The sequence below is a fragment of the Aquimarina sp. ERC-38 genome (assembly GCF_026222555.1).
Classification (GTDB): domain Bacteria; phylum Bacteroidota; class Bacteroidia; order Flavobacteriales; family Flavobacteriaceae; genus Aquimarina.
In genome coordinates this window covers 3,318,048-3,343,498 of the sequence record NZ_CP098511.1, presented here as the reverse complement: position 1 = coordinate 3,343,498, position 25,451 = coordinate 3,318,048, and the positions used below count along the sequence as shown (strand labels likewise).

The 25,451-nt window shown below is 35.4% G+C and carries 17 protein-coding genes; 7 read left to right on the top strand and 10 right to left on the bottom strand.

All coding sequences use genetic code 11. The features are described from left to right. The first annotated feature begins 75 nt into the window (after positions 1–75). Complete coding sequence (locus NBT05_RS13915; RefSeq protein ID WP_265770467.1) at positions 76–1,344, top strand: carboxypeptidase-like regulatory domain-containing protein; 1,269 nt, start codon at positions 76–78, stop codon at positions 1,342–1,344. A 344-nt stretch (positions 1,345–1,688) separates the two neighbouring features. On the opposite strand, the gene NBT05_RS13910 is transcribed toward NBT05_RS13915, so the two are convergent. The 5 genes from NBT05_RS13910 to NBT05_RS13890 all read right to left on the bottom strand — a co-directional run bounded on the left by NBT05_RS13910 (position 1,689) and on the right by NBT05_RS13890 (position 10,973). Next, positions 1,689–2,168, bottom strand: a complete 480-nt coding sequence (locus tag NBT05_RS13910) for a hypothetical protein (RefSeq protein ID WP_265770466.1) — start codon at positions 2,166–2,168, stop codon at positions 1,689–1,691. Between the two features lie 113 nt (positions 2,169–2,281). Beyond that, entirely contained in the window at positions 2,282–3,601 is a 1,320-nt protein-coding gene (xylA, locus tag NBT05_RS13905; protein ID WP_265770465.1) for a xylose isomerase, read from the bottom strand. After that, positions 3,594–5,084 carry a xylulokinase gene (locus NBT05_RS13900; protein WP_265770464.1) on the bottom strand — a complete coding sequence of 497 codons (1,491 nt, stop codon included), beginning with the start codon at positions 5,082–5,084 and terminating at the stop codon, positions 3,594–3,596. Before NBT05_RS13900 ends, xylA begins: the two co-directional genes overlap by 8 nt. 934 nt (positions 5,085–6,018) lie before the next feature. After that, positions 6,019–7,449 (bottom strand): rubredoxin, encoded by a 1,431-nt coding sequence (locus NBT05_RS13895; RefSeq protein ID WP_265770463.1) that lies wholly within the window; start codon positions 7,447–7,449, stop codon positions 6,019–6,021. 5 nt (positions 7,450–7,454) lie between these two features. Beyond that, positions 7,455–10,973, bottom strand: coding sequence for a nitrate reductase (locus NBT05_RS13890; RefSeq protein WP_265770462.1), 3,519 nt, complete (start codon positions 10,971–10,973; stop codon positions 7,455–7,457). A 594-nt stretch (positions 10,974–11,567) separates the two neighbouring features. Here NBT05_RS13890 and NBT05_RS13885 point away from each other — a divergent pair. Beyond that, positions 11,568–12,002, top strand: a complete 435-nt coding sequence (locus NBT05_RS13885; RefSeq protein ID WP_265770461.1) for a type IV pili methyl-accepting chemotaxis transducer N-terminal domain-containing protein — start codon at positions 11,568–11,570, stop codon at positions 12,000–12,002. Between the two features lie 33 nt (positions 12,003–12,035). Beyond that, positions 12,036–12,395, top strand: coding sequence for a type IV pili methyl-accepting chemotaxis transducer N-terminal domain-containing protein (locus tag NBT05_RS13880; RefSeq protein WP_265770460.1), 360 nt, complete (start codon positions 12,036–12,038; stop codon positions 12,393–12,395). 37 nt (positions 12,396–12,432) lie between these two features. On the opposite strand, the gene NBT05_RS13875 is transcribed toward NBT05_RS13880, so the two are convergent. Next, positions 12,433–13,113, bottom strand: a complete 681-nt coding sequence (locus NBT05_RS13875) for a response regulator (RefSeq protein WP_265770459.1) — start codon at positions 13,111–13,113, stop codon at positions 12,433–12,435. A gap of 299 nt (positions 13,114–13,412) precedes the next feature. On the opposite strand from NBT05_RS13875, the gene nirB reads away from it, so the two are divergent. From nirB to NBT05_RS13855, 4 genes are all read left to right on the top strand, one after another. Beyond that, positions 13,413–15,929: a nitrite reductase large subunit NirB gene (gene nirB, locus NBT05_RS13870; protein WP_265770458.1), complete on the top strand. Its 2,517-nt coding sequence runs from the start codon at positions 13,413–13,415 to the stop codon at positions 15,927–15,929. A 54-nt stretch (positions 15,930–15,983) separates the two neighbouring features. Continuing rightward, a complete protein-coding gene (gene nirD / locus NBT05_RS13865; protein ID WP_265770457.1) occupies positions 15,984–16,361 on the top strand; it encodes a nitrite reductase small subunit NirD in 378 nt (125 codons plus the stop codon). Positions 16,362–16,407: 46 nt separating this feature from the next. Then, a complete protein-coding gene (locus tag NBT05_RS13860; RefSeq protein WP_265770456.1) occupies positions 16,408–16,995 on the top strand; it encodes a DUF4202 domain-containing protein in 588 nt (195 codons plus the stop codon). Positions 16,996–17,076: 81 nt separating this feature from the next. After that, complete coding sequence (locus NBT05_RS13855; RefSeq protein WP_265770455.1) at positions 17,077–18,879, top strand: ATP-binding protein; 1,803 nt, start codon at positions 17,077–17,079, stop codon at positions 18,877–18,879. Between the two features lie 45 nt (positions 18,880–18,924). Here NBT05_RS13855 and NBT05_RS13850 read toward each other — a convergent pair whose 3' ends face one another. The 4 genes from NBT05_RS13850 to NBT05_RS13835 all read right to left on the bottom strand — a co-directional run bounded on the left by NBT05_RS13850 (position 18,925) and on the right by NBT05_RS13835 (position 24,839). Then, positions 18,925–19,788, bottom strand: coding sequence for a BadF/BadG/BcrA/BcrD ATPase family protein (locus tag NBT05_RS13850; protein WP_265770454.1), 864 nt, complete (start codon positions 19,786–19,788; stop codon positions 18,925–18,927). A gap of 522 nt (positions 19,789–20,310) precedes the next feature. Beyond that, complete coding sequence (gene gap, locus NBT05_RS13845; RefSeq protein WP_265770453.1) at positions 20,311–21,312, bottom strand: type I glyceraldehyde-3-phosphate dehydrogenase; 1,002 nt, start codon at positions 21,310–21,312, stop codon at positions 20,311–20,313. A gap of 36 nt (positions 21,313–21,348) precedes the next feature. Next, positions 21,349–22,338, bottom strand: a complete 990-nt coding sequence (gene pfkA / locus NBT05_RS13840) for a 6-phosphofructokinase (protein WP_265770452.1) — start codon at positions 22,336–22,338, stop codon at positions 21,349–21,351. Positions 22,339–22,982: 644 nt separating this feature from the next. Then, positions 22,983–24,839 carry a DUF885 domain-containing protein gene (locus NBT05_RS13835; protein ID WP_265770451.1) on the bottom strand — a complete coding sequence of 619 codons (1,857 nt, stop codon included), beginning with the start codon at positions 24,837–24,839 and terminating at the stop codon, positions 22,983–22,985. Positions 24,840–25,451 lie beyond the last annotated feature (612 nt).

The window sequence follows — 25,451 nt, the reverse complement described above, 5'->3', positions numbered from 1 at the left end:
AAGATTAGGTTAATATAAATTAGTATCTTGTAATACAAGTAATTATAACTTTTTAGTTCTAAATTTGATTAACTTATGAAACATCCGAATTTACAAATACGGTACTACAAGACTTTTTTGTACCTTATAGTAGTTACCTGCTTTTCAAACATAATTGCTCAGGAGAATCCGGCAAATTTTACCGAATTTAAAGGTATGATTGTGGATCAGCTGAGTAATGAAGCCATAATTTCAGCAACAATTTCCCTTATAGACTCTAATATTTCAACGGTTTCTAATGATGAGGGAGAGTTTTCTATTAAAATACCTAAAGGACAGGAAAACGGTGAACTACAAATTACCCATTTAGGATATCAGGAGAAAACAATAGCCCTTTCCAACTTTAACGGACAGATGCTTAGGATTCCATTAGCCTTAACCATAACCGAATTGAATACGGTGGCTATTAACCCCTCAAACCCGGAAGCTATTGTAAGAGCGGCTATCAATAATCGTGGTGTAAACTACCAGGATAAAAACACAATTATGACTGCTTTTTATCGGGAAACGATTAAAAAACGAAAAACCTACGTGTCCTTATCCGAGGCCGTGGTGGATGTCTATAAAAATCCGTATGTCTCCGATAAAAGTGATGTCATTAAGTTATACAAAGCCCGTAAAAGCACGGACTATAAAAAATTAGATACCTTAACTTTAAAGTTACGGGGAGGCCCATCCAGTACTTTATATATTGATGTAATGAAAAATCCGGAATCTCTGTTTTCTCAAAACATTCTTACTAACTACAATTTTTCTTTTGATCAATCTACAAATATTGATGATAAGGTAGTGTACGTCATTAATTTTAAACAAAAACCAAATATTGACGACCTTTTATATTACGGAAAACTATATATAGATGCGGAATCGCTGGCAATGACCAAAGCTGTTTTTAGTTTAAAACTAGATGACCGAAAAAAAGCAACCGAATTGTTTGTTCGTAAAAAACCGGCAAACGCAAAAGTATACCCTACCGTTGCGGATTACAGTATTAACTATCGTGAAAAAGACGGTAAGTGGTATTACGGGTACGGTAGGATCGACCTGGCTTTTAAAGTAAACTGGAGAAAAAAGTTGTTTAATTCTACCTACAAACTAAATGTAGAAATGGCAGTAACCGATTGGAAACAAAACAGTAGCAATGAGATTATCCGACCTAAAGAGCGACTTAAAAATTCCGTGGTAATTAGTGACGAAGCAAGCGGTTTTTCTGATCCTGCTTTCTGGGGTGAATATAATATTATAGAACCCGAAAAATCAATTGAATCCGCCATCAAAAAAATAGAGAAACAATTAAATCGATAGTGCATAGCGTTTAATGTGTATTGTTATAAAATGTAACTACTTACTCGCATTTGAAATTAAAACTCGAGATTAGGGCAATCCTTTACTAAGGCAATTGCCCTGATTTTTGGTATACTAAGGAGTAGTAATTTTTACCTATTGTTGATAAAAATACAACGGCTCTAGTTTAGGATAGTGTAAATAATTCCAATTCATATAAATCCCATCCTTAGCCCCTCCCAAAAGGAAGGTAGCTAAAAGTCCTTTCCTTTAGAAAGGATTTAGGATAGGATGTATAGCTGTAGATAAGTAGTTAGCTAATTTTGAACACCAATGCTATTATAAACTAAAGCCAACACAACTTATCAAATAGCTTTTAAACTACTTAATTCCGATTGAAAGTCATATTGTAAATCTTCATGTAGCGTAGCAATTGCTTTCTCCGCCATTTCCAATTGCTTTTTAAAAACAGTAAGCAAGCCTTGATTTCGCTTTAACGAATTATTTTGATCATTTACAACATTACAAAAATGGAGCAATATTGAAGCTTCGGTTTCTTTTTTACCGGAATATCGAATAAAACGCTTACTGATTCGTAGAATTTTCCGAACTGCTTTGAGATATCGATACTTATTTTTACCTGCTAATAACGCAAATTCGGAATCTATAAACTCCTTTATGGATTCCACATAAGCATCTTCGTTTTCAGATTCAAATAAAAAGTAGGTAAGTAATTCTTTATTTTCCTTTTTAAATCGAGATAAACGCATACAAGCCTCAACTAATTCCTGTTGAGACTTGTTTTGCAAAGCTTTTCTTATTTCTCTTGCAGAAGCCGGGTTCATTTTTGGTTAATCGTATTAGCTGTATATAAATTTCATCTTATAAAAGGTGAAAGTAAGCTAATTTTCCGTTGAAATCAATGAAGAGAACAACCTATACCATAATTTGGTTCGGACTAGATATATTGATTGATGATGTTCTCAAACAATTCCTGCTTTCCGCTCTGTAAAGAAAGTTCTCCATTTTCCATGGCAATCTTGTATAGATCATTTAAATCCAACTCTTTCTTTTCAAAAGCTGCCCCCTGACCGGAATCAAAAGATTGATAACGATTTTTTCTAAGTTGTTTATAGGCAGAGCTATCTAAAATCTTATCGGCAGTTAATAAAGCACGGGCAAAAACATCAGCCCCCCCGATATGAGCTAGAAAAATATCTTCGATATCCGTAGAATTACGCCTGATTTTTGCATCAAAATTAACTCCACCCCCTTGTAAACCGCCATTTTCTAAAAATATAAGCATAGCTTCGGTTACTTCGTAAAGGTTGTTTGGAAACTGGTCGGTATCCCAACCATTTTGATAATCTCCCCGATTGGCATCTATACTTCCTAGCATGCTGTGATCTGCTGCTACCTGTAGTTCATGTTGAAACGTATGCTGTGCGAGGGTAGCATGGTTGACTTCAATATTAATTTTAAAATCTTTATCCAGATCATATTCTTTTAAAAAAGCTATGGAAGTAGCCGTATCAAAATCATACTGGTGCTTCATAGGTTCCATAGGTTTAGGCTCTATTAAAAAAGTACCGGTAAAACCATTAGATCTGGCGTAGTCCCTCGCTTTTGTTAATAAAATAGCAATATGTTCCTGTTCCCGTTTCATATTGGTATTTAAAAGGCTCATATACCCTTCTCTTCCACCCCAAAACACATAGTTTTCGCCGTTTAAAGCAATTGTTGCATCCAGTGCCAATTTGATTTGTCCTCCGGCTCTGGCTACTACGGTAAAATCAGGATTAGACCCTGCTCCGTTCATATAGCGGGGGTTTGAAAAACAGTTTGCAGTTCCCCACAATAATTTTTTACCACTATCCTTTTGTTTTTCTTGAAGATAAGTAACAATTTGTTGTAATCTACTCTCCGATTCTTTAAAAGTAGGTGCCTCCCGAACCAGGTCGTAGTCATGAAAACAATAGTAATCAAACCCTATTTTATCTAAAAATTCAAAGGCAGCATCCGCTTTCTGCTTTGCTGCTTGCATGGCATCTGTCGGTTCATCCCAGGGAAATTGTAAGGTTCCTGGTCCAAAGGGATCTGCTCCGGTTCCGCAAAAGGAATGCCAGTAAGCTACCGAAAACTTAAAATGCTCCCGCATAGTTTTTCCGGCAACTACCTGATCCGGATTGTAATATTTAAAAGCTAAAGGATTGTCCGATTCCTTTCCTTCGTAAGTAATAATTGGAATTTCTTTAAAAAATTGATTGTGTTTATTCATTATGACTAGTATTGTATATATCTAAGGCTTTTCTCCAACGAGTGTAAGCTTTTTGATATTCTTTTTTAGTTGTTAAAGGTTTGTAGGTTTTTACATAATCTTCCTTAAGCACCAGATCTTTCATACTTTTAATAGTTCCTAAAGTAAGACCAGCTGCCCGGGCTGCCCCAATGGCTCCGGTAGTATTATATACTTCAATTTCCTGACCGGTTAAGGTTGCAATAGTTTCTGCAAATATCTGCGATCTAAATAAATTATCACTACCCGCCCTGATTAAATTGATAGCACTATTGTCTTTTTTTAATAATTCCATTCCATATACAAAAGTAAAAGCAATCCCCTCAAGCGTAGCCCTGCATAGATGGGATTTATTATGAACGGGTAGGTTTAGGTTTAGGTAATGTGTACCTACTATTTTATTATTAAGCATTCGTTCAGCTCCATTACCAAAGGGAATACATACCACACCATCCGCACCAATCGGAACTGAGGAAGCTAACTGGTTCATCTGCTCATAAGCATCTTCTTTAAACCCCAGTTGTTCTTTTAACCAGCGGTACTGTATGCCGCAACCGTTGATGCACAATAATTTTCCGATTCGGGGATGCTGCGGATCATGATTAACATGGGCAAAATTATTTAGTTTAACACCTTCGGTAGAAACCATACTTTCAGTTACCGCATATAAAACACCCGAAGTTCCGCCGGTAACTGCAACTTCACCTGGATTTAGCACGTTTAAAGAAAACGCATTGTTGGGTTGATCTCCCGCCCGGTATAAAATGGGAGTTCCTTTTTGTATACCAGTTGCTTCTTCTCCTTTAGCAGAAACCTCACTTTGTTTTCCAAAGGTTGGAACGATCTCAGGTAATAGTTCTTTTTTAATGTTATAATGGTCTAAAAGGATTTTAGAAACTTTATCTTCTTTAAAATTCCAAAAAACACCTTCGGATAAACCGGATGTTGTTGTTTGGGCTTTCCCGGATAATTTGTAGGCAATAAAGTCACCGGGTAGCATAATTTTATGAATTTGTTGATAAACTTCCGGTTCATTTACCTGCAACCATTTTAATTTAGAAGCCGTAAAATTGGCAGGTGAATTTAGCATTTCATTCATACATACTTCTTCGCCTATATCTTGAAAAGCCTGATCTCCGATAGCAACAGCACGACTGTCGCACCAGATAATCGCATTACGTAAAACATCCCCATTTTTCTCTATAAGAACTAATCCATGCATTTGATAGGCAATCCCGATACCCTTTATTTCTTTAGTTGCTATTTGTGCTTCGTCACAAACTCTAGCAATGGCACTACAAGTATAAGACCACCAGGTTTCAGGGTTTTGCTCTGCCCAATTCTTTCCTGGAACTAGTATATTCATTTCTTCCTCAGGTTCCTGAACGGTTTTTAGGGCTTTTCCATCTGAAGTTATTAAAGAAACTTTAATGGATGAGCTTCCTAAATCTATACCTATATACATATCATATTTTGGTTATAATAATTAGCCTAATTGTAATTTAAAAAAGTCAATTCAAGTTTTATATTATAGAGTGATAAAATTCCCTGTTATCAACTAAATTTAGAATATAAAATCTTTCTTAATAACTTAGAGCAACAGAGCTGTTTTAACTAATAACTTTATGGTATTAACCTCTTGTATATTTAAGGAAAAAAGCGTCAATTCGAGTGTTTTTTCGTAATGTAATGAAGAAAAAATAGCCTGTCCTTGACTTGATCGAGGATATCTAGAATAGCTTTTTTGACTAAAATCCTTATCATCTGGAGCCTGGTCGAAAGACTCGACAGCTCTACTGAACTAGTTGAAACACCCTTCTTCCTTTGGTCGAAGTACTCCAACTGACGGATTTTAAAATAATTATTATTTAAATGCACCACGGGTGGAATTAATTTATTGAAGTGGTTTAAACTTTTCTGATTGAAGCGAAAAATAGGTATTTTTTTGCTTAATTGAAATCATTTTTCAGTTGCATAGCCGTGGCTACGGAACTTAAAAATGATAAAAAGTAAGTGAAAAAGAACATTTTGCAGCCAATTAAGAAAGTTTAAACAACTTCATTATTACAGCTTTCAAAAATAAAGAAAATAGATGCTATTCTATTTAAAATTCTCTAGCAGATATGGTTTAAATTCTTCTATAAAAGAGTAAAACGATAAGGCATAAAAGTAATTTAAATTTGTAAATTATTCAGATACAATACACTAACTTTATAGTGCTTACTTCTTCAACATTTCATATTTAAATACTAATAGATGTATCGAATTTTTAGTTTTTAATTAAAAATAACGTTGGGTTTTGTAAACTTAGATACAGATTACCAAGCTTTACATCAATAAAACTAAATTTAATGTTCGTTAAACACCAAATTGAACTAAATAAAAATCAACAAATCGTTTTAATTTAATACTGGAATTAAAGCGCTAATGAAGCTCTCCTTACCCGCTTGACATAATGAGCATTCAAAATCTTCGGGTAAATCTTCAAATTCTGTGTGGAGAGGTATATTTTGATGAGGATCGCCCAATTTAGGATCGTAGATGGTTTGACATTCTTTACACTGATAAAAGTTTGTCAAGACTTGATTCTCTTCTTGTTTTTCTGAGGGTTGCTCTACGGATACCTTAATATTGTTTAATTGTTTAAAATATAATTTTGTTAATTCCACTAATAAAGAAGGCAGGTCTTCTTTATCAACATCCTGAGCGTAAGTTTTATACTGTCTGGAATTAGGATTAAAATCATGGGCATACAATACATCATAGGATAAAGAAAGAGGAGTTGCATTAGGCAACGCCTGTGATTTCTCTCTAATTACAATAGAGGTAAAATATCCGGAATGAGACGGATTATTTACAATAGAAAAGGTAATACCATACGTACTTATATCCTTACTGTTAAAGTCAGTCACTAAAAATTGTTTTAACTGTAAAGCCCCGGTATTTCCTACCGGTAAATGCCAGTTTAATTCCAGGGAAGAATGACGAATATTGATTCCTGATTGCCCCAGCAGTGCTTCTAATTCAAGTTTTGCCGCCGACGGAATGTTTTTTATAATTAAAGATTTCCAGGGGGTAATACTAATTTTACCAATTTTATACGAAATACAGAAATCACACAAATTTTCCAGGAATTCCAGATCGTATTGATTGTTACGCCAATATAAGCCTAGCCAATACTGCCCGCCTGCCATTTTATTCATCCCTTCATAATACGGAAAAGGATTAAAAATGAGTTTTAAATCTTTTGATACCGTACGGTTGTTTGTAGAAAGCTTTGCATTCAACAATTTAAACAAATCATCAATAGTCTTATAGTCTGTTTCCGGTATATTCTCGATTTCTTTAGCCACTTTAGCTAAATCCCAAGTATATAATAATACCGGGTAATAACCTTCCGGAACAGAAGGTAGCTTTAAATATAGATACCAATAATCTTCGATTTCGGAAGCGATAAAATTAAGTTGTCCTGAAAATAGAGGTACCAATCGTTGATACGGATCTACTATCGACACTTTGAGTGTAGGAGAATAATTAAAATCTTCTAAAATATATAAATAGGTACTACCCCGCAACCAATGCGTACCCGAAAAAATATCAGTCGCTACGTAAGATGAAGCAATATTTTGTGAAGTCGAAAAATCACTTTCTACCTGAGAAAACGAAGGGTGTTCGGCTAGTTTTTGATTTGTACCGTTTTCTAGCGGAAAAAGTATATCCTGCCTTGATCCGAAATGTATAAAGTCAAGATCCAGAAGCCTGGCTTTGTTAATTACATTCTTTAATTCTCCTGGAGATATAATTCCTCCTTTTACCTTTATTTTGTACATAATATTTAAGCTAATTGTACTGCTTGATGTAATACTTCCTTTACCTCCGGTTTACAACTTCCGCACCCTAAGCCTGCCCCTGTCTGGGAACAAAGTTCAGTAAAATCGGTACAGCCTTCACGAATGGCTTTCTCCAGATTCCCTTCTCCTACCTGACTACAACTACATATCAACTTACCTAGTACCGGTTCGTTGGCATTTGCAGAACGTAGTAATTCTTCCCGACGTTCTGATAATTCGATTTTATTTTCAATCAGGCTTTTAAAATCTGCAAATTCACTTTTGTCGCCCATTAAAACTGCACCTACCAGCCAGTCATTTTTAATAATACACCGCTTATAAAAGCGTTTTCCTAAATCCCTTAGAATAACTTCTTCATAATCAGGGTCATTGTCCGGCATATTTAAATTTCCAATGCTACAAAGATCCAGATCTTCAAACTTTAGAATATTCATAGAGACTGATCCTTTATAAATTGCGCTATAATCACCTAGTAAATAATTAGCAACAATATCTGCTTGTTGTTCTGCTGCAGCCGTAGTCCCATACAACATCTCTTCAAACTCTGCAATTTCACCTATGGCAAAAATAGAAGGGTCTGTAGATTGTAAATATTGATTGACTAAAATCCCCCTTCTACATTGTAAACCTATTTCTTTACCCAATTCTATATTAGGTATCGTTCCGATCGTGTAGACAATGGCATTAGATTTAATAGATTTACCGGATTTTAAATTAATATCCAGTTCATAGGGGGATTCACTGAATACCGTATCTACTTCATTATCAAAGTAAATTTCAATATTTTTTTCGCGAACATCTTCTGCTAAAAGACGACTAGCAACATAATCCAGTTGTCGTTCCATCAAGCGGCTTCCTCGCTGAATGATACTGATATTAATTTTCTTTTTGCGGAGAGAAGCGGCAAGTTCCAATCCTAATAACCCGCCCCCTACAATAGTAATATGCTGCTTTGAAGGCGTCAATCCCGAACCTGCAAGATATTCTTTTAAATGTTCGGCATCATTTCTGTTTCGCATAGTGAACCTCCCGGGGAGATGCAAAAGCGCATCTTTAGGAACAAAGGCCCGGCTTCCGGTAGCAAGAATAAGGACATCATAATCGTATTTTTGATTTTTACTATCTACAATGCATTTTTCTTCTTTGTTCACCTTTTTAATGGCAACCCCGGTTTTTAAATTTACTTGTAGCGTATCCATCCCGCCTTCTCTCATCTTCTGTAACTGCAACCAGGTAAGTTCTTCACTTATATATTCCGGTAAAAGTACTCGATTATAAAATGGATCTTCTTCTTTTGAAAATACGGTAATTTCATCTTCGGTATTGTACTGACGGTACGTTTGTATAAAGCGATACGCAGCAGTACCTGCTCCTACAATACATATTTTTTGTTTTTCTTTTTTAAATTTTGCTACATTTACAGCAGAAAATTTAAAGTCCGGTTCTTTAGAAATAGGATCTACAATACTAGTGGTCAGGTTATTTGCCCTACCAAAATCATTACCTCCCATTTTACCCCAGTGCATCGGTAAAAAAACGGTACCTTTCTTTATGGTATCCGAAATTTTAGCTTTTACCTGTACTTTTCCTCGTTTACTTTCAATGGTAACTATATCATTGTCATTAATTCCCCTAAGATAAGCATCTACCTGATTGATCTCTAAGTAAGGATTAGCTATATGGGTTTGCAATCGGTTGACCTTTCCGGTTTTTGTCCGGGTATGCCATTGATCTCTGATTCGGCCTGTGGTTAAAATTAAAGGATGTCTTTCAGTAATTAATTCTGAGGTGGGCTTTGTAAACCTGGGAACAATAAATTTTGCGTTTTCGGTATCCGTATAAAACACATGATCCTCAAATAAACGGGAAGTTCCGCTATGTCCGGATTCGGGTACGGGCCATTGAAAGCTACCTTCTAATTTTAAGCGTTCATAACTCAACCCGGAAATATCAATATTGGTTCCTTTGGTCAGTTCCGTATGTTCTTGATAGATTTCACCGGGCGAACTATAATCAAATCCCTGATACCCCATTTTTTGAGCGAACTTATAAAGTATTTCCGCATCTGACATAGCTTCGCCAGGAGGATCGGTTATCTTATCAAGTAGGGTAATTCTACGTTCACTATTTGTCATTGTCCCTTCCTTTTCCGCCCATCCCGCTGCTGGTAAAACTAAGTCTGCGTATTCCAGGATTTCCGCACGGAAGGAAATGTCCTGTACGATGACAAACTTTGCATTTTTAAGTGCTTTTTCTACTTTATTTGAATTAGGCAAACTAACTAACGGATTGGTACAAATAATCCAAATGGCTTTTAGTTTTCCTGTTTCCAGGGCATCAAACATTTCGGTTGCCGTTAATCCTGGTTTCCCTGAAATTTCTTTTCCACCCCAGAAATTAGTTACCTCTTTACGGTGTTCTTCATTACCCAGATCCCGGTGAGCGGCGAGTAAATTAGCCATCCCTCCTACTTCACGGCCTCCCATTGCGTTGGGTTGTCCGGTAAGAGAAAAAGGGCCGGAACCGGGTTTACCAATATGTCCGGTCAAGAGCGATAAGTTTAAAAGAGCGTTATTTTTATTAACCCCTATGGAACTCTGGTTAAGACCCATGGCCCACATGGTGATAAAGCCTTTAGCATTACCAATAAAAGAGGCTGCTTTTTTAATGTCCTGCAAGCTAATTCCGCAAAGCTTAGCGGACTCTTTTAAATTAATTTTTTTTAAAGAATCTTGTAGGGCTTCAAAATTGTCCGTGTGATTTTGAATAAAATTTTTATCAACCTGGTTACGATCTAACAAACGTTTAGCGATTGCATTGTACAAAATTACATCCGTACCTGGCAAAATTTGCAGGTGTAAATCTGCTATATCACAAGATTGTGTTTTTCTGGGATCAACTACAATAATTTTTACATTTGGGTTTTTCTCTTTATGAGCTTCTATACGCCGAAATAAAATAGGATGGCACCAGGCAGGATTAGCTCCGGCTATCATAAAACAATCGGCCAGTTCAATATCTTCATAAGCAATAGGTACACTATCTTCTCCCAGGGCTTGTTTATATCCCACCACTGCTGAACTCATACACAAACGGGAATTGGTATCTACATTGTTAGTCCCTATAAATCCCTTTGCAATTTTATTAACCAGGTAATATTCTTCGGTTAGGCATTGTCCGGACACATAAAACCCAACACTATCCGGCCCAAATTTATCAATTAGTGTCTTAAATACTGATGAAGCTCTGTCAAAAGCATCATCCCAACTTACCCGTTGTCTTTTATAAGATTTATGAAGACGCATCTCCGGGTATAGAATGCGGTCACTCTTATCCTGGACTACATGATGTAAGTTCATACCTTTGGAACACAACATACCCCGGTTCACTGGATGATCTGGATCTCCTTCAATAGAAAATACACCTTTGTTATTTTTTTTAGCTATTATTCCACAACCTACGCCACAGTACGAACAGGTGGTTTTATATGTTTTTGAAGCCATAGCAATTTTAAATTTACGTATAAAACTACGTATAAATACTTATATAACATGATTTGTAGATTGGTAAATTAGATCTACAGGAATTTATTGCGAATTTTAAAAAGAATAGGTGAAGAAAAAAGGGATCGTTATAAAAATTAACAGGAATACTATGAATTCATAATATCGAGACGATCTGGAAGTAAAATACCTACTTCAAATTACTAGGGTCCGGTAAATATTCAGGACCCGCCTGCAGACGGGCAGGTCACTATCGCTTCCGGAATTAAGAATCAAGACTAATCATTATAGTATTGAAAATCAAAATTATAAACTATTTAAGTTATATAACAAATTACTTCTAAAAAAGTAAAAAAACAACTTCTGAACACTTTAAAGTTTGGAATTACCTTGTTCTACCATGCTTTATAAGCATCTATTGATTTCTACCGGTCACTAACAATTTCAAATCATGAGAAAGATAGGACTTATAAAATTCAATGATTCTAACTGAAATAAAGTCTTAAAATTTTAACTTAATTTTTCATAAACATCTGCAATTTCCCTTTATATTTAGTTGAAATTTATGTCGAGTAGAAGTAAAACAAGCCCTAAATGAATTATAAGCTCTACTTTATATTTATATATTTTTTACTTTCTATTTTTACAACCTGTATGGCACAATCCGGTTCTTATGGCCGGATCACCTATGCTAGTGCGGTGAATATTGCTGGTAGACAACGAATGTTATCACAACGTATGTCCAAAGCTTTTATTTTACAAGTGTCAGGTTATCAGGATGCTAGTATACAAGAAGAATTAAAAACAGGAATTAAAATCTTCAATGATCAATTAAATATTTTAGCAAGAAACACACAGGATACTCTAATTCTTAATGCTTTAATGAAGGTTTCGCATTTATGGAAAGATTACCAAAAACTTTTGACTACAACCCCTAATAAAGCAAGGGCAATTTTAATATTAAATCAAAATTCTTATTTACTCGATCTTTGTGATAAAGTAGTTCAGCGTATTGAAGAAAACTTGTAAAGTTATGATAATATTACAGAGGACGATTATCGGTTGATCCGTATTATTAACTATTCCGGAAGGCAACGAATGCTCTCACAGCGTTTATGTCTTTATTATATAGGGGCCAGGCTCTTTTCAAAACAAAAGAATGACTATAAACTGGTTTTAAGAAGAACCTTTCAACAATTTGATGAGGTGGTTACCAAATTAATAACCAGTTCGTATAATAATACCGCCATACAGGATGGATTAAGTAAGGTTTTATTTTATTGGGAACCTTTAAAAACAGATGAACACGCTATTTATAAAGGTACCAAGGAGATCGCAACCATCTATAAAAATACTAATTTCTTAACGGAAAGTTTTGATATAGTTACCGGTTTATACGAAACTCAAATAGGTACAAAATAAAGAGTATACATAGGTGATAAATCCCTTCGGATCGAATCTAATAGCTAACCTGTAAACCGAGGGTTTTTGCCTTATGACTAAGTTCAAGTACATTCTTCACCTTCATCTTTTTCATTAAATTAAAACGATGCACTTCAATGGTTCGTTTACTAATATTAAGTTGGTTTGCGATTTCTTTATTACTTAAGCCTGAAATTGCCAAATCCATGATTTCCCTTTCCCTTTTGGTCAATTCTACCAACTGATTTTTTTTAGTTTCGGTTTTTGAGTTTTTACTATTTGTAGCGCTGGGAGTATCACCTTGGGTTAAACTTTTAATAAGGATGGTAGAAACATCTCCGCTAAAGTATTTTTCTCCTTTTGAAACGGTTGCCAAAGCCTTTAGAAACTCTTCTTTTCCAGCATCCTTAAGTAAGTACCCGTCTGCTCCTGCCTTTACACTTTGTAAAATATATTCATCAGAATCATGCATGGAAAGCATGATAGTTTTTGGTCCGTTTTCTCTCTGACTAAGTTGTTCTACCGTTTCAATCCCGGACATCCCCGGCATTCTAATATCACAAATGACAATATTAGGTTTTAAAGAAGCGACTAGTCGGATCGCTTCTTCACCGTTTGCAGCTTCCCCAACGATTCTATAATCATCTTCATCTTCCAGAAGTGCCCTGATACCATCTCTTACTAAAAAATGATCATCTACCAGTACAAGACTTACCATGGTAAAGTTATTTAAGTTATTAATACGATTGCTAACTATAAAATTAAATGCTATTTCTTTAAAGGTTCTTATAAAATTGTTAAAAATACGTATTCATACGTAGTATTACGTAAAACTACCTTATAAATCAGAATAAAACTGTATAATTTAAAGAATACCTTAAGCCTAATCTATGAACTTGAAGCCACCTTCATAGATTTATTTTTCTATATTCCTAAAATTATCCTAAGATTATTATCAAATTTATAGGACGTATATACGTATTTATACTTATTTTTGGACTACAAATACGTAGTGCTATGAAAACCATATTAATTATTGGAAACGGAATGGTGAGTTATAAGTTTTGTGAAAAACTGGTAGCATCTGGTAAGTCAGACCATTTTAAAATTATAGTTTTTGGAGAAGAACCCCGTAGGGCTTACGATCGTGTGCATTTAAGCGAATTTTATGCGGGTAAAAGTGCAGATGATCTAAGTTTATCCTCTAGCGAGTGGTATGTAGAGAATAAAATAGAATTACATACTTCTGAGTTGGTTACCGAAATAAACCGAGCGCAAAAAACCATCCAAACTCATAGAGGGCAACAGTTTTCTTATGATTATCTGGTGTTAGCAACCGGTTCTTCAGCCTTTGTACCTCCTATTGAAGGAGTTGAAAAGGAAGGTGTATTTGTCTATCGAACTATTGAAGATTTAGAAGCCATTGCTACCTATGCTAAAAAGATTCAACTAGCAGGTAAATCAAGTGCAACCGTATTAGGAGGTGGATTATTAGGCTTAGAAGCGGCTAATGCCGTTAAAGAACTGGGGTTAGATGCACATGTGGTAGAATTCGCTCCCCGGTTAATGCCCCGGCAATTAGATCAGGGCGGTAGCGATATGCTTCAGGAAACTATTGAAAAATTAGGATTACAAATCCATTTAAGTAAACAAACCTCGTTTATACAGGGTACTAATGCCATTGAAGGTCTTCAATATGTAGACGGATCGGAATTAAAAACCGATATGCTGGTAATTTCAGCCGGAATACGACCCAGGGATGAACTGGCAAAAGAATGCGGACTGGAAACCGGATTGCGTGGTGGGGTTATCGTAGACCATACGATGAAAACTTCGGATAATGATATCTATGCCATTGGTGAAGTAGCCTTGTATAATAATATGATTTATGGCTTAGTGGCTCCTGGTTACGAGATGGCAGATATTGCTGTCTCTCAAATATTGGGAGAATCTGATAAAGTGATGTCCGAAGCTATTGATATGTCCACTCAGTTAAAATTGATAGGAACGGAAGTAGCCAGTTTTGGGGATGCACTGTACGAAGGTGAAGATGCTGATGCTATTGTCTACGAAAATAAAAGAAAAGGAATTTATAAACGAATCAACGTATCTAAAGATGGTACTTTATTATTAGGAGGAATACTGGTTGGTGACTCATCAGATTACAATGCCTTGTTCCAACTTTATAATACAGCCATGAAATTACCGGAAGATCCGGAAGACTTAATTCTGGGTAACCGTAGTGGAGACGGTAGTTCCCTATTAGGTAATGTGCTGGACCTGCCGGAAGATGCTCAGATATGTTCCTGCGAAAATGTAAATAAAGGAAGCATTTGTTCTTCTATTGAAAATGGTTCCTGTCAAAACCTGGGAGATGTAATTGATCTTACCCGTGCCGGAACCGGATGCGGTGGTTGTAAACCTATGGTTAAGGATTTAGTAGAAGCTACCTTAAAATCTTTAGGAAAAGAAGTAAAAGATACGATTTGCGAACATTTTGAGTATAACCGACAAGAGTTATACAGCTTAATTAAGGTTAAAAACTACCGGAGTTTTGATACCATTATTGACGCTATTGGTCAGGGGGATGGTTGTGAAACCTGCAAACCGCTTGTAGCTTCTATTCTTGCCAGTTTATATGCAGATACTGCAAATGAAGAGGTGGTTATTCAAGATTCTAATGATCGGTTTCTTGCTAATATTCAGCGTAATGGTACCTACTCCGTAGTACCGCGTATTGCTGCTGGTGAAATCACCCCGGAAAAATTAATCGTACTTGGTGAAATTGGTAAAAAATATAATTTATATACTAAAATTACCGGAGGGCAACGGATTGATTTTTTTGGAGCCAGATTAGATCAGTTACCCATGATTTGGAAAGAATTGATTGCACATGGTTTTGAAAGTGGTCATGCCTACGGGAAGTCTTTAAGAACAGTAAAAAGTTGTGTCGGCTCTACCTGGTGTCGTTATGGAATGGACGAAAGTGTTAGTTTTGCTATCGAACTGGAAGAACGTTATAAAGGATTGCGTTCTCCTCATAAACTAAAAGGCGGTGTATCCGGTTGTATAAGAGAATGTGCCGAAGCAAGAGGAAAAGATTTTGGTGTCATAGCTGTAGAAGGTGGTTGGAACCTGTATGTATGTGGAAACGGAGGTGCTACTCCGAAACATGCTTTATTATTAGCTGAGCAGATTGACAATGCCACTGTCATTAGCTATCTGGACCGATTTCTTATGTTTTACATACGTACTGCCGCACCTTTAGAAAGAACGGCAAAATGGTTAGACAAACTAGAAGGTGGCATTGATTACTTAAAACAAGTGGTAGTAGAAGATTCACTGGGTATTGCCTTAGAATTAGAAGAAGAAATGAAAACGCTTGTCAACAATTTTCAATGCGAATGGAAACAAGCCGTAGAGGATGAAGAAATGATGAAAAGATTTAAGCACTTTGTAAATAGTGATGATAAAGATGATAACCTGGTTTTTGTTCCGCTTCGGGATCAGAAAATGCCACAACACTGGCAGTAAGAAACGCCAAACTAAGCTATCTGATCATTAGAATTAAAATTTGATTGAATTTGTATGAATAATATATTAGAAACCTATCAAAAGACCACTATTGACGAAGTCACCGTATGGTTTAAAGCGGCTACTACTCTAGACTTTCCTGAAAATGGCGGAGCTTGTATCAAATACAAGGACAAGCAAATAGCAGTATTTAATTTTGCCCGTAAAAACAAGTGGTATGCTTGTCAAAATATATGTCCGCATAAAATGGAAATGGTATTAAGTCGCGGTATGATTGGTGACCAGGCAGGTATTGCAAAGGTCGCCTGCCCGATGCATAAAAAGACTTTTTCCTTAGAAAATGGTGAAAACCTAAATGGGGATTTACCACCAATTGCTACGTATCCGGTAAAAATCGAAAATAATATGGTATATGTGGGTTTCAAAGACTAGTTTATGTACACAATAATTCTATTTTTGTGATAAACAAAACTTCCTTATGGAAAATAGCAACCGGTTACAGAAGGCATACCAACTAATTGATCAGGCAAACGCCGAAGATCCTAATTCGGAATTAGTTGATGGTAAAGAGGTCGCTAAAGAACTTATCTACGGTCATAGAATGACCGAAACATTAGCACATTTTGAACCTAATGCTTCCGAAGCGTTAAAATTAGCAGTTAGGGCGCAACATATTTGCCGATGGCAAATTCCGCGAGAATCCTATCCAATGGATAAAAAAGGTTATTTAAAATGGAGAGCTAACCTTAAAAAATTTCATGCGGATAAAGCTTCTTCTATCTTAGCACAGGTGGGCTATCAAATGGAAACTATAGAGCGTGTTTCTTTCTTATTACAAAAGAAACAATTAAAAAAAGATGATGGTACACAAACCCTGGAAGATGTTGCATGTCTGGTATTCTTAACCTATTATTTTGAGGAATTTATTGCAAAGCATGAAGATGCTAAAGTTACAGATATTATCCGAAAAACATGGAATAAGATGTCGGATAAAGGGCATAAAGCTGCGTTAAAAATTAATTTTTCTTCAAAAGAGAAAGAGTTGGTACAGGCTGCTTTACCTTAGAAATTAAGCTATCAAACCTTTATCAAAAGTAAGTAGGAAATTGCTTACCTTGCTTATTATTGATAATTAAAAATAAATCTTTTGAATATTCCCAAATCACTGGATTTTCAAACTTTTAACCGCCTCCGGAAAATTTACGTTTTTGCTCTCGGAGCCATTGCCTTGTTTACCTTATTCGGACAGGTAGTTATTCAACAATTTATTACTTCGCAACTAGACGACTCTGAGATTATTAATATTTCCGGTAGACAACGTATGCTAAGTCAGAAGTTGACTAAAGAAATATTATTATATCAAAACTACTTTAAGGATACTACTAATTATCATTATTTAAACCGTATTGAACAAACCTTACAGGAGTGGACAACCGCCCATAAAAAACTGGTGTCTTACAATAAAAGGGAGAAAAAACGCCAGATTACCACTATGTTCAACGAATTGCAACCGGTTTTCAGTAAGATAGAAGCAAGTATCATTTCTTTTATTAAATTAAATAAAGGTTCTAATCTTGAAATTGCGGGAAGTAAGGAATTACTGGATACCGTAATTTTTCATGAACCTATATTTTTAGGAAAAATGGATGCTATTGTACAACAATACGAAACCGAAGCTAAAACGAAAGTAGTATGGCTGCAACGAATAGAATACGTATTGGCTGCCCTGGTTCTTTTAATACTGATCGTTGAATTTATTTTCCTTTTTCGTCCGGTTGCCTTAGGCGTTAAACAAACCATTTCTAATTTATTAAATTCTGAACGTAAGGCTACCAAAATGGCCAATAACGCAGAAAAGCTCCGGAAAATTCAGAATGAAAATGTTCAAGAACTTATTACTTTAACCAAAGCTATTGACCAGACTTTACTTTATGCCAGGGTCGATGAACAAGGTACTATTATTACCCTAGGTAAAAGATTTGCAAAAATTTTAAGTAAAGAAGGCGAAAAAGGAAACATCCTTAATTTTTTTCAGTTAGATGAAGTCCAACAAAATAGGTTGTTACATTATCTACAACAAAATACTGGCGGAGTTTATAATGAAAAGTTTCATATAGTTACTTCAAAATTAGAATTATGGCTCGATATTTCTATTTTAAGTATCTATAAAAAGAAAGGTACTACAGAGCGTTTACTACTTTGCTCTGATATTACCACCCAAGTAGTAGCACAAGAAGAACTGGAAGTACTACGAGCTAAAGAATATAAGGTAAAAGAAGAACTACAACGCTTAACCGTAAGTCAGATTGTAGAAGCCCAGGAAGAAGAAAGAAAACGTATTGCTAAAGAAATTCACGATAGTATTGGACAGATGCTTACCGCCCTTAAGTTTAATATTGAGGCTATCAACTTAAAAAACCCGGATAAGGCAACCGTACGAATTGAAGGCTTAAAGAAGTTAGCTAAAGATTTAATTAAAGGAATTAGGGTCGCTACTTTTAATCTTACTCCACCTGAGTTAACGGATTACGGCATTGTTGCTGCACTGGATAAAATGGTGCTGGAACTAAGAAAACTTACTGGAAAGGAGATTGTCATTACGAATAATACAACTAAAGAGTTTCGATTTGGCACCCTGGTAGAAACCAATTTATATAGAATTACTCAAGAAGCTGTTAATAATGCTATTAAATATGCAGAAGCTGAGGTAATAATGGTGACTATCAATCATTCTGATGAATTACTTAGTATCACCATACAAGATGATGGAAAAGGTTTTGATCTGGAAAGCGTTCCCAAGGTGCCTAAAAACAATGCTGAAGGGGGTATGGGATTATTTTTTATGAAAGAACGGATTAATTACATTGAAGGAAGGATTTTTATAAAGTCCAAACCTGGAAAGGGTACTAAAATCACATTAAATTATCCTATACAAAAAGAAGAAAGTTAATAAACGCAAGGTAAAAAATTGGGAATAAGTATCATATACTAAAGCCTAAGAATTGACTTTTAGTACATCGTTACGATAATAATCAATAATCCCATCAATAGGTCTTCTTACAATATTTCCCACCGTTAAATGATAAGGCCATACAGCTGCCCGGATAATATCATCACTAAAATGAGCAATAGAACCTATAAAATGAATCGGAACATTTTGAGCTTCAGGGTAACATAATACCCGTGTTTCTACAAAATGCTGAATACCTTCGGTAAGTACTTTATAGAAATAACCATTACGTTCACTAGTAAAGATAAATTCGGCAAAGGATGCCAGGTATGTATTGGGATTTGGCTTTTTATATAGATTTTCTTTAATGGTATCAGAGTTCAGATCGAAACGTTTTTCAAAATCTTCGGCTACCTCCGGAGGCATACGTTTGTAATAATAATCTTTAATAAGACGTTTTCCGAAATAGTTTCCACTGGCTTCATCCATCAAAATATATCCTAAAGAGTCTACTGCCATATGTATATGATCCCCATCAAAATAACAGCTATTTGATCCGGTACCCAGAATACAAACGATACCAGGTTCTGTGGTAGCAGCATATACCGCTGCAACCATATCTTCTTTTACCTTAATCTCTTTTGCGTTACTAAAAAACTCTTCCAGTACGTTCTTTAAGATGCTGGCCGGTTTTGCCGTACCACAACCTGCTCCGTAAAAATGAACTACGCTAACTTCATCTTTTTTAGAATGTAACTCAATATTTGCTTTAATACGTTGTTCCAATAATGATTTTTCAAAAACGGCGGGGTTTAAACCTTCTGTTCGCGTCTTAAAAATGATGGTACCGGACATATCCATTAATATCCAGTCACATTTTGTGGAACCTCCGTCTGTTATTAAAATCATTTATAAAATATTCTTTAGTTAATATGAGTTTGTCCCTATTCCATAGCCTTTACCTTGCAAGAATGGTAAATTTCTTTAAAAAACTTTTAATAGTTGCCTAAATACTAATAGCTGCTTTAACCCATTGTCAATACTATACAACAGCAGGTATTAACTAGTAAAACAGGTTATTTTTGTATTTATAATTGATTTAGTAAGCCAAATACTACTATAACTTCCAATGCATTTAGGAGAAAAAGCGTCAATTCGAGTGTTTTTTCGTAATGAAATGAAGAAAAAATGTATCGAGAATAGCTTTTTTGACCAAAATCCTCGTCATCTTAAGCCTGGTCGAAAGACTCGATAGTTCTACTGAACGTAGATAAAATACACTTCCTTCTTCGGTCGAAGCACTCAAACTGACGAAATTTATATAGATTATTATTCAAATGCAACATGGGTTATTACGGTTATAAAAAGGTACTAAATATAAAAGCGCAATCTCAATAAAACTTATTGAAACTGCGCTTATCTACTTTAATATTATAAATTTCCGATATAAGCGGATAGATCTACTAATTTAGAAGAATACCCGTATTCATTATCGTACCAGGAGATTAGCTTAAAGAAGTTATCGTTTAAAGCAATTCCTGCTCCTGCATCAAATACTGAAGTATGAGATTCTCCTACGAAATCCTGTGATACTACTTCTTCTTCAGTATATCCTAAAATTCCTTTCAGTTCATTTTCGGAAGCTTTCTTCATCGCAGCTTTTACATCTTCATAACTTGCCGATTTTGAAGTTTTAACCGTTAAATCTACAACAGAAACATCCACAGTTGGCACTCTAAACGCCATTCCGGTTAGTTTTCCATTTAATTTTGGGATTACTTTTCCAACCGCTTTAGCTGCTCCGGTCGAAGAAGGAATGATATTCGCCATAGCCGAACGTCCTAATCTGTAATTTTTTCTGGATGGAGAATCTACTACAAATTGAGTTGAGGTACTGGCATGTACCGTTGTCATTAAAGCTTCTTCAATTCCAAAGTTATCGTCAATTACCTTAGCTAAAGGTGCTAAACAATTTGTTGTACAAGAAGCATTGGATACAATAGTATCAGAATCTTTTACTTCTTTATGATTTACCCCCATTACAAACATAGGAGCATCTGCAGATGGCGCTGAAATTACTACTTTTTTAGCTCCGGCTTTTAAATGAGCGTCTGCTTTATCCAAAGTAGTAAAGATTCCAGTACAATCCATAATGATTTCTGCTCCGGCCTGATCCCATTTTAAATCTTCAGGGTTACGTTCTGCCGATACCCGAATTTCTTTTCCGTTTACGACTAGATTTCCGTTCTTTACCGAGATATCTCCGTCAAATTTTCCGTGAACGGAATCATATTCTAATAAATACGCAAGGTGATCTACATCCAATAAATCGTTGATCGCAACAACCTCTACATTATCTCTTTGTGATGCAATTCTAAATGCAATTCTCCCTATTCTACCAAAACCGTTAATTCCTAGTTTTAACGTACTCATACTTTATAATTTAATTGTTTTAAATATATTCTACTTTTAAACTGATGTAATATCAGCTACTTTAATCAATTGGTCATGTTTATGAACCCTTTTTTGAAGGGCTTCTGTAAGTGCTACCACAGTAACTTGTTTGTGGACAATACCAATCATCACATCTCTCTTTCCTTCTAATAGCGCTTCAACCGCTCCTACTCCCAATTTACTTGCAAGTACCCGGTCGTAACAACTTGGACTCCCACCCCGCTGGATATGTCCTAATACGGACACCCGGACTTCATAATCATCTTCTAGCTTTTCCTCAACATATTCGCCTAATTCAAAAATATTTTTACCCGAGGTATCTCCTTCTGCTACTACAATAATACTAGAAGTTTTTCCGGACTCTTTACTTTTACGTAAGGATTCAATCAATCGGTCCACACCCAGGTTTTCTTCAGGTATTAAAATTTCTTCCGCACCGGCTCCAATACCAGCATTTAAGGCAATATCTCCAGCATCTCTACCCATTACTTCAATCAGAAAAAGCCGGTTATGCGAACTGGCAGTATCCCTAATTTTATCGATTGCTTCTACCACTGTATTTAAAGCCGTATCATATCCGATGGTAAAATCCGTACCGTTAATGTCATTATCAATAGTACCCGGTATACCGATTACCGGAAAATTAAATTCTTGGGATAATTTTAAAGCACCGGTAAAACTACCATCCCCTCCGATAACAATAAGTGCATCAATTGAATTTGCAATTAAGTTATCGTAAGCTTTTTTACGCCCCTCTTCAGTTCTAAAATCTTTAGACCTGGCAGATTTTAAGAACGTCCCTCCTTTATTAATTACATTTCGTACCGAGCGAGCATTCAGTTCTTCGAGATTATTATGGATAAGCCCTTCATATCCTTTATATACACCAATACAAGTGATGTTATGATAACTACAGGCACGAACTACGGCCCTTATGGCAGCATTCATTCCGGGAGCGTCTCCACCAGAGGTTAAAACGGCAATTTTTTCTATATTTTGCGACATGGTGGTCAAAACTATTGCTTACAAGGCTAATAACCTAATAACTAAGAAATCTATAACGTTTTCGGTTGATAAAATCAATACTTGTTAAAAATTAACTGAATTTTTTATACTATTTCTAATTTGAAGCATTAGTTACTTAGAATATGTTTATTATTAGGATTATTAATGTCCGGTAAAAATTGAAGATCGTTATGGCTTCTAAAATCAAGAATCAAGACTAATCTATTATTGAAGTTGTTTAAACTTTCCTTAATTGGCTGCAAAATGTTCTTTTTCACTTACTTTTTATCATTTTTAAGTTCCGTAGCTACGGCTATGCAGCTGAAAAATGATTTCAATTAAGCAAAAAATACCTATTTTTCGCTTCAATCAGAAAAATTTAAACCACTTCATTGTAAATCATATGTTTATTTTGCGAAATAGTCGTTATTTATTCAATTAAATTACATCGGATAGTATGAATTTTTAAATGAACTACTTCGAGAAAAAATTATCGAAGTATTAGAAACAAGAACGCTTCGCTACAAGAATTATGAAACAAGACTTATTGTGTCTTGATTCTTGGTTCTTGAATCTAAAAGTCATAAATCTGTGCGCTAAACCCTAGGCAGAGCCTGGTGAGAGACTCTTTTGATTAAAAACCATTACACCTCATCCGATTTATTACTTTTTAACTTAATATATTCATTTACCAGCTTTTCTAACGTATATAATGGGACTGCACCATTGGTAAGTAAAACATCATGAAACTCCCGGATATCAAAATCATCTTCTAATGCATTTTTCGCTTTTTCCCGAAGTTCTAAGATTTTATTCATTCCTACTTTATAAGCAGTTGCCTGACCCGGCATTACAATATGCCGCTCCACCATCTTAATAGCATCACTTTCTGCGTTTGGGGTATTGTTTACATAATAATTAATTCCTTCTTCCCGCGTCCATTTTTTAGCATGGATTCCGGTATCTACTACTAACCGGGCAGCACGCCATAACTCCATAGCCAATCTCCCAAAATCCGAATACGGATCGCTGTACATTCCTATCTCTTTCGGTAAAAACTCATTGTACAATCCCCAACCTTCAACATAAGCGGTATACCCTCCAAATTTCCTGAATTTTGGAATATTTTCCAGTTCTTGTGCGATACTAATTTGCATATGATGCCCCGGGATTCCTTCGTGATAAGCCAAAGCTTCCATTTGGTACTTTGGCATGGCTTTCATATCGTACAAATTAGCATAATATTTACCCGGTCGTGAACCGGCAGGAGTTCCTTGTTGATAAAATGCTTTTCCGGCACTTTTTTCCCGAAAAGGTTCAACGGCTTTTACTACAATATCGGCTTTGGGTTGTGTGATAAATAATTCATCCAATTTACCTTTCATTGAATCAATAATGGTAACGGCTTGTTCCAAGTATTCTTTTTTACCTTGTTCGGTATTAGGATAATAAAATTGCTCGTCTTCTTTCATAAAAATAAAAAAGTCCTGTAGAGAACCCGTAAAGCCTACCATTTTCATAATAGCACGCATTTCGTTATGAATACGTTCTACTTCTTTTAAACCCAACTGATGAATTTCTTCTGCGGTCATATCCGTAGTGGTAGTTCTTTGTAAAGCGTTTTTATAGAACTCCTTTCCCTTCGGAAATTTCCATACGCCGTCATCCATCGTAGCCCTTTTCTGTTGATCTTCTAAGGTGGCAATTAACTTTTGATAGGCGGGTTGTACGTTTTGTAGCAAGGCTTGCTCCGCTTCTTTAATGAGTTCTTGTTTTTCCTTATTTTCAATAGCTAACTGATCAACTTTATTTGTAAAATCAGCTAGTAGCGTACTGGCTTTGGTAGAATTATCAAAGGGAACTCCCTTAATTACATTACGGCTTGCTTCAATTACTTTTTGAAATACAAACTTAGGTGGCATAATCCCGTTTTTCTCTCGTATTTTAATGTTTTCGACCAAGTCATTGAATAAAGAACTTATACCTCTAAGCCGGGAAATGTAGGCTTTAGCATCAATAGTATCTTTAATTTCATGCATATTAATTAAAAAAGCAGGAATTTCTGCCTGCATTCCATGCATCTGGTTTACCGGGTAATTATACAACCGAAAACTAAAATCTTCAATTTCATTTTTTACGCCTTGTAAAGCCAAATCATAACTTAACTGAGTTTGAGGATTCAAGTGATTTACTTTAACCGAATCCCGTAAGAAAGCCAACCTTTTTTTAGTTTTTTCTAAGTCTTTTACTTGTTTTTGAGAAGAAATATCATCCCATTTCCCATAGTCTTTAGTTTTGATCCCTAATTGGGTTTGTAACATTGGTGATTCATTTACGTATTCCTGAAATTCAGATTCAAACCAATCATTAAGCTTTTGGGAATGCACTTCTACCATGGCGGTGGTAGGTCCTTTTAAAAGGGTTCCTACTTTGTCATCTTTACAATTAGTAATAGCTGAAAAACTAATAAGCAGTAAAAGTGTTTTTAAATATTTACACATGTTTTGGTACTTATATAAAAAATTAGATGAAATTTTATCACTTTTTTCTAATATATGTAGGAATTTGAGCTTATAAATATTTTTAAGGGTAATTTAACAGATGGCTTCGAGAGCCTCAGCCATCTGACCTCACTTAATTTACAGTAAGTTGAGAGCCTCAGCCATCCGTTCTTACCTAATTTATAGAATATCCAGTGCCTTAGCCATCCGTTCTTACTTAATTTATAGAATGTCGAGAGCCTCAGCCATCTGCTTTACATAATTTAAAGAATTTCGAGAGCCTCAGCCATTTGACTTTACTTAATTTATAGCATGTCGAGAGCCTCAGCCATCCATTTATTACTTAACATTTAGTATTTTGAGTATAGCAACAAATAAACCAAATAGACTCTAGTTTACGATAGCGTTGATAATTTTAATTCATATAAATTAGTCCCATCCCCAGCCCTTCCCAGAGGGAAGGGAGTCACAAAGTCCTTTTCTTTAGAAAAGATTTAGGATAGCATAGATAACTGTAAATAAAATAGTTATGTTAATTTAATGCATCATGCTATTGTAAGCTGAAGCCACCAAATAACCTATTAACCCAATAACTGATTAACTAAATAACTT

Bases quoted from the DNA above. Each gene is read 5' to 3' on its own strand.
- NBT05_RS13910 (WP_265770466.1), bottom strand. From the start codon at position 2,168: ATGAACCCGGCTTCTGCAAGAGAAATAAGAAAAGCTTTGCAAAACAAG.
- NBT05_RS13835 (WP_265770451.1), bottom strand. From the start codon at position 24,839: ATGTGTAAATATTTAAAAACACTTTTACTGCTTATTAGTTTTTCAGCT.
- NBT05_RS13895 (WP_265770463.1), bottom strand. From the start codon at position 7,449: ATGTACAAAATAAAGGTAAAAGGAGGAATTATATCTCCAGGAGAATTA.
- NBT05_RS13885 (WP_265770461.1), top strand. From the start codon at position 11,568: ATGAATTATAAGCTCTACTTTATATTTATATATTTTTTACTTTCTATT.
- xylA (WP_265770465.1), bottom strand. From the start codon at position 3,601: ATGAATAAACACAATCAATTTTTTAAAGAAATTCCAATTATTACTTAC.
- pfkA (WP_265770452.1), bottom strand. From the start codon at position 22,338: ATGTCGCAAAATATAGAAAAAATTGCCGTTTTAACCTCTGGTGGAGAC.
- nirD (WP_265770457.1), top strand. From the start codon at position 15,984: ATGAATAATATATTAGAAACCTATCAAAAGACCACTATTGACGAAGTC.
- NBT05_RS13860 (WP_265770456.1), top strand. From the start codon at position 16,408: ATGGAAAATAGCAACCGGTTACAGAAGGCATACCAACTAATTGATCAG.
- NBT05_RS13875 (WP_265770459.1), bottom strand. From the start codon at position 13,113: ATGGTAAGTCTTGTACTGGTAGATGATCATTTTTTAGTAAGAGATGGT.
- NBT05_RS13890 (WP_265770462.1), bottom strand. From the start codon at position 10,973: ATGGCTTCAAAAACATATAAAACCACCTGTTCGTACTGTGGCGTAGGT.
- NBT05_RS13900 (WP_265770464.1), bottom strand. From the start codon at position 5,084: ATGTATATAGGTATAGATTTAGGAAGCTCATCCATTAAAGTTTCTTTA.
- gap (WP_265770453.1), bottom strand. From the start codon at position 21,312: ATGAGTACGTTAAAACTAGGAATTAACGGTTTTGGTAGAATAGGGAGA.
- NBT05_RS13850 (WP_265770454.1), bottom strand. From the start codon at position 19,788: ATGATTTTAATAACAGACGGAGGTTCCACAAAATGTGACTGGATATTA.
- NBT05_RS13915 (WP_265770467.1), top strand. From the start codon at position 76: ATGAAACATCCGAATTTACAAATACGGTACTACAAGACTTTTTTGTAC.
- nirB (WP_265770458.1), top strand. From the start codon at position 13,413: ATGAAAACCATATTAATTATTGGAAACGGAATGGTGAGTTATAAGTTT.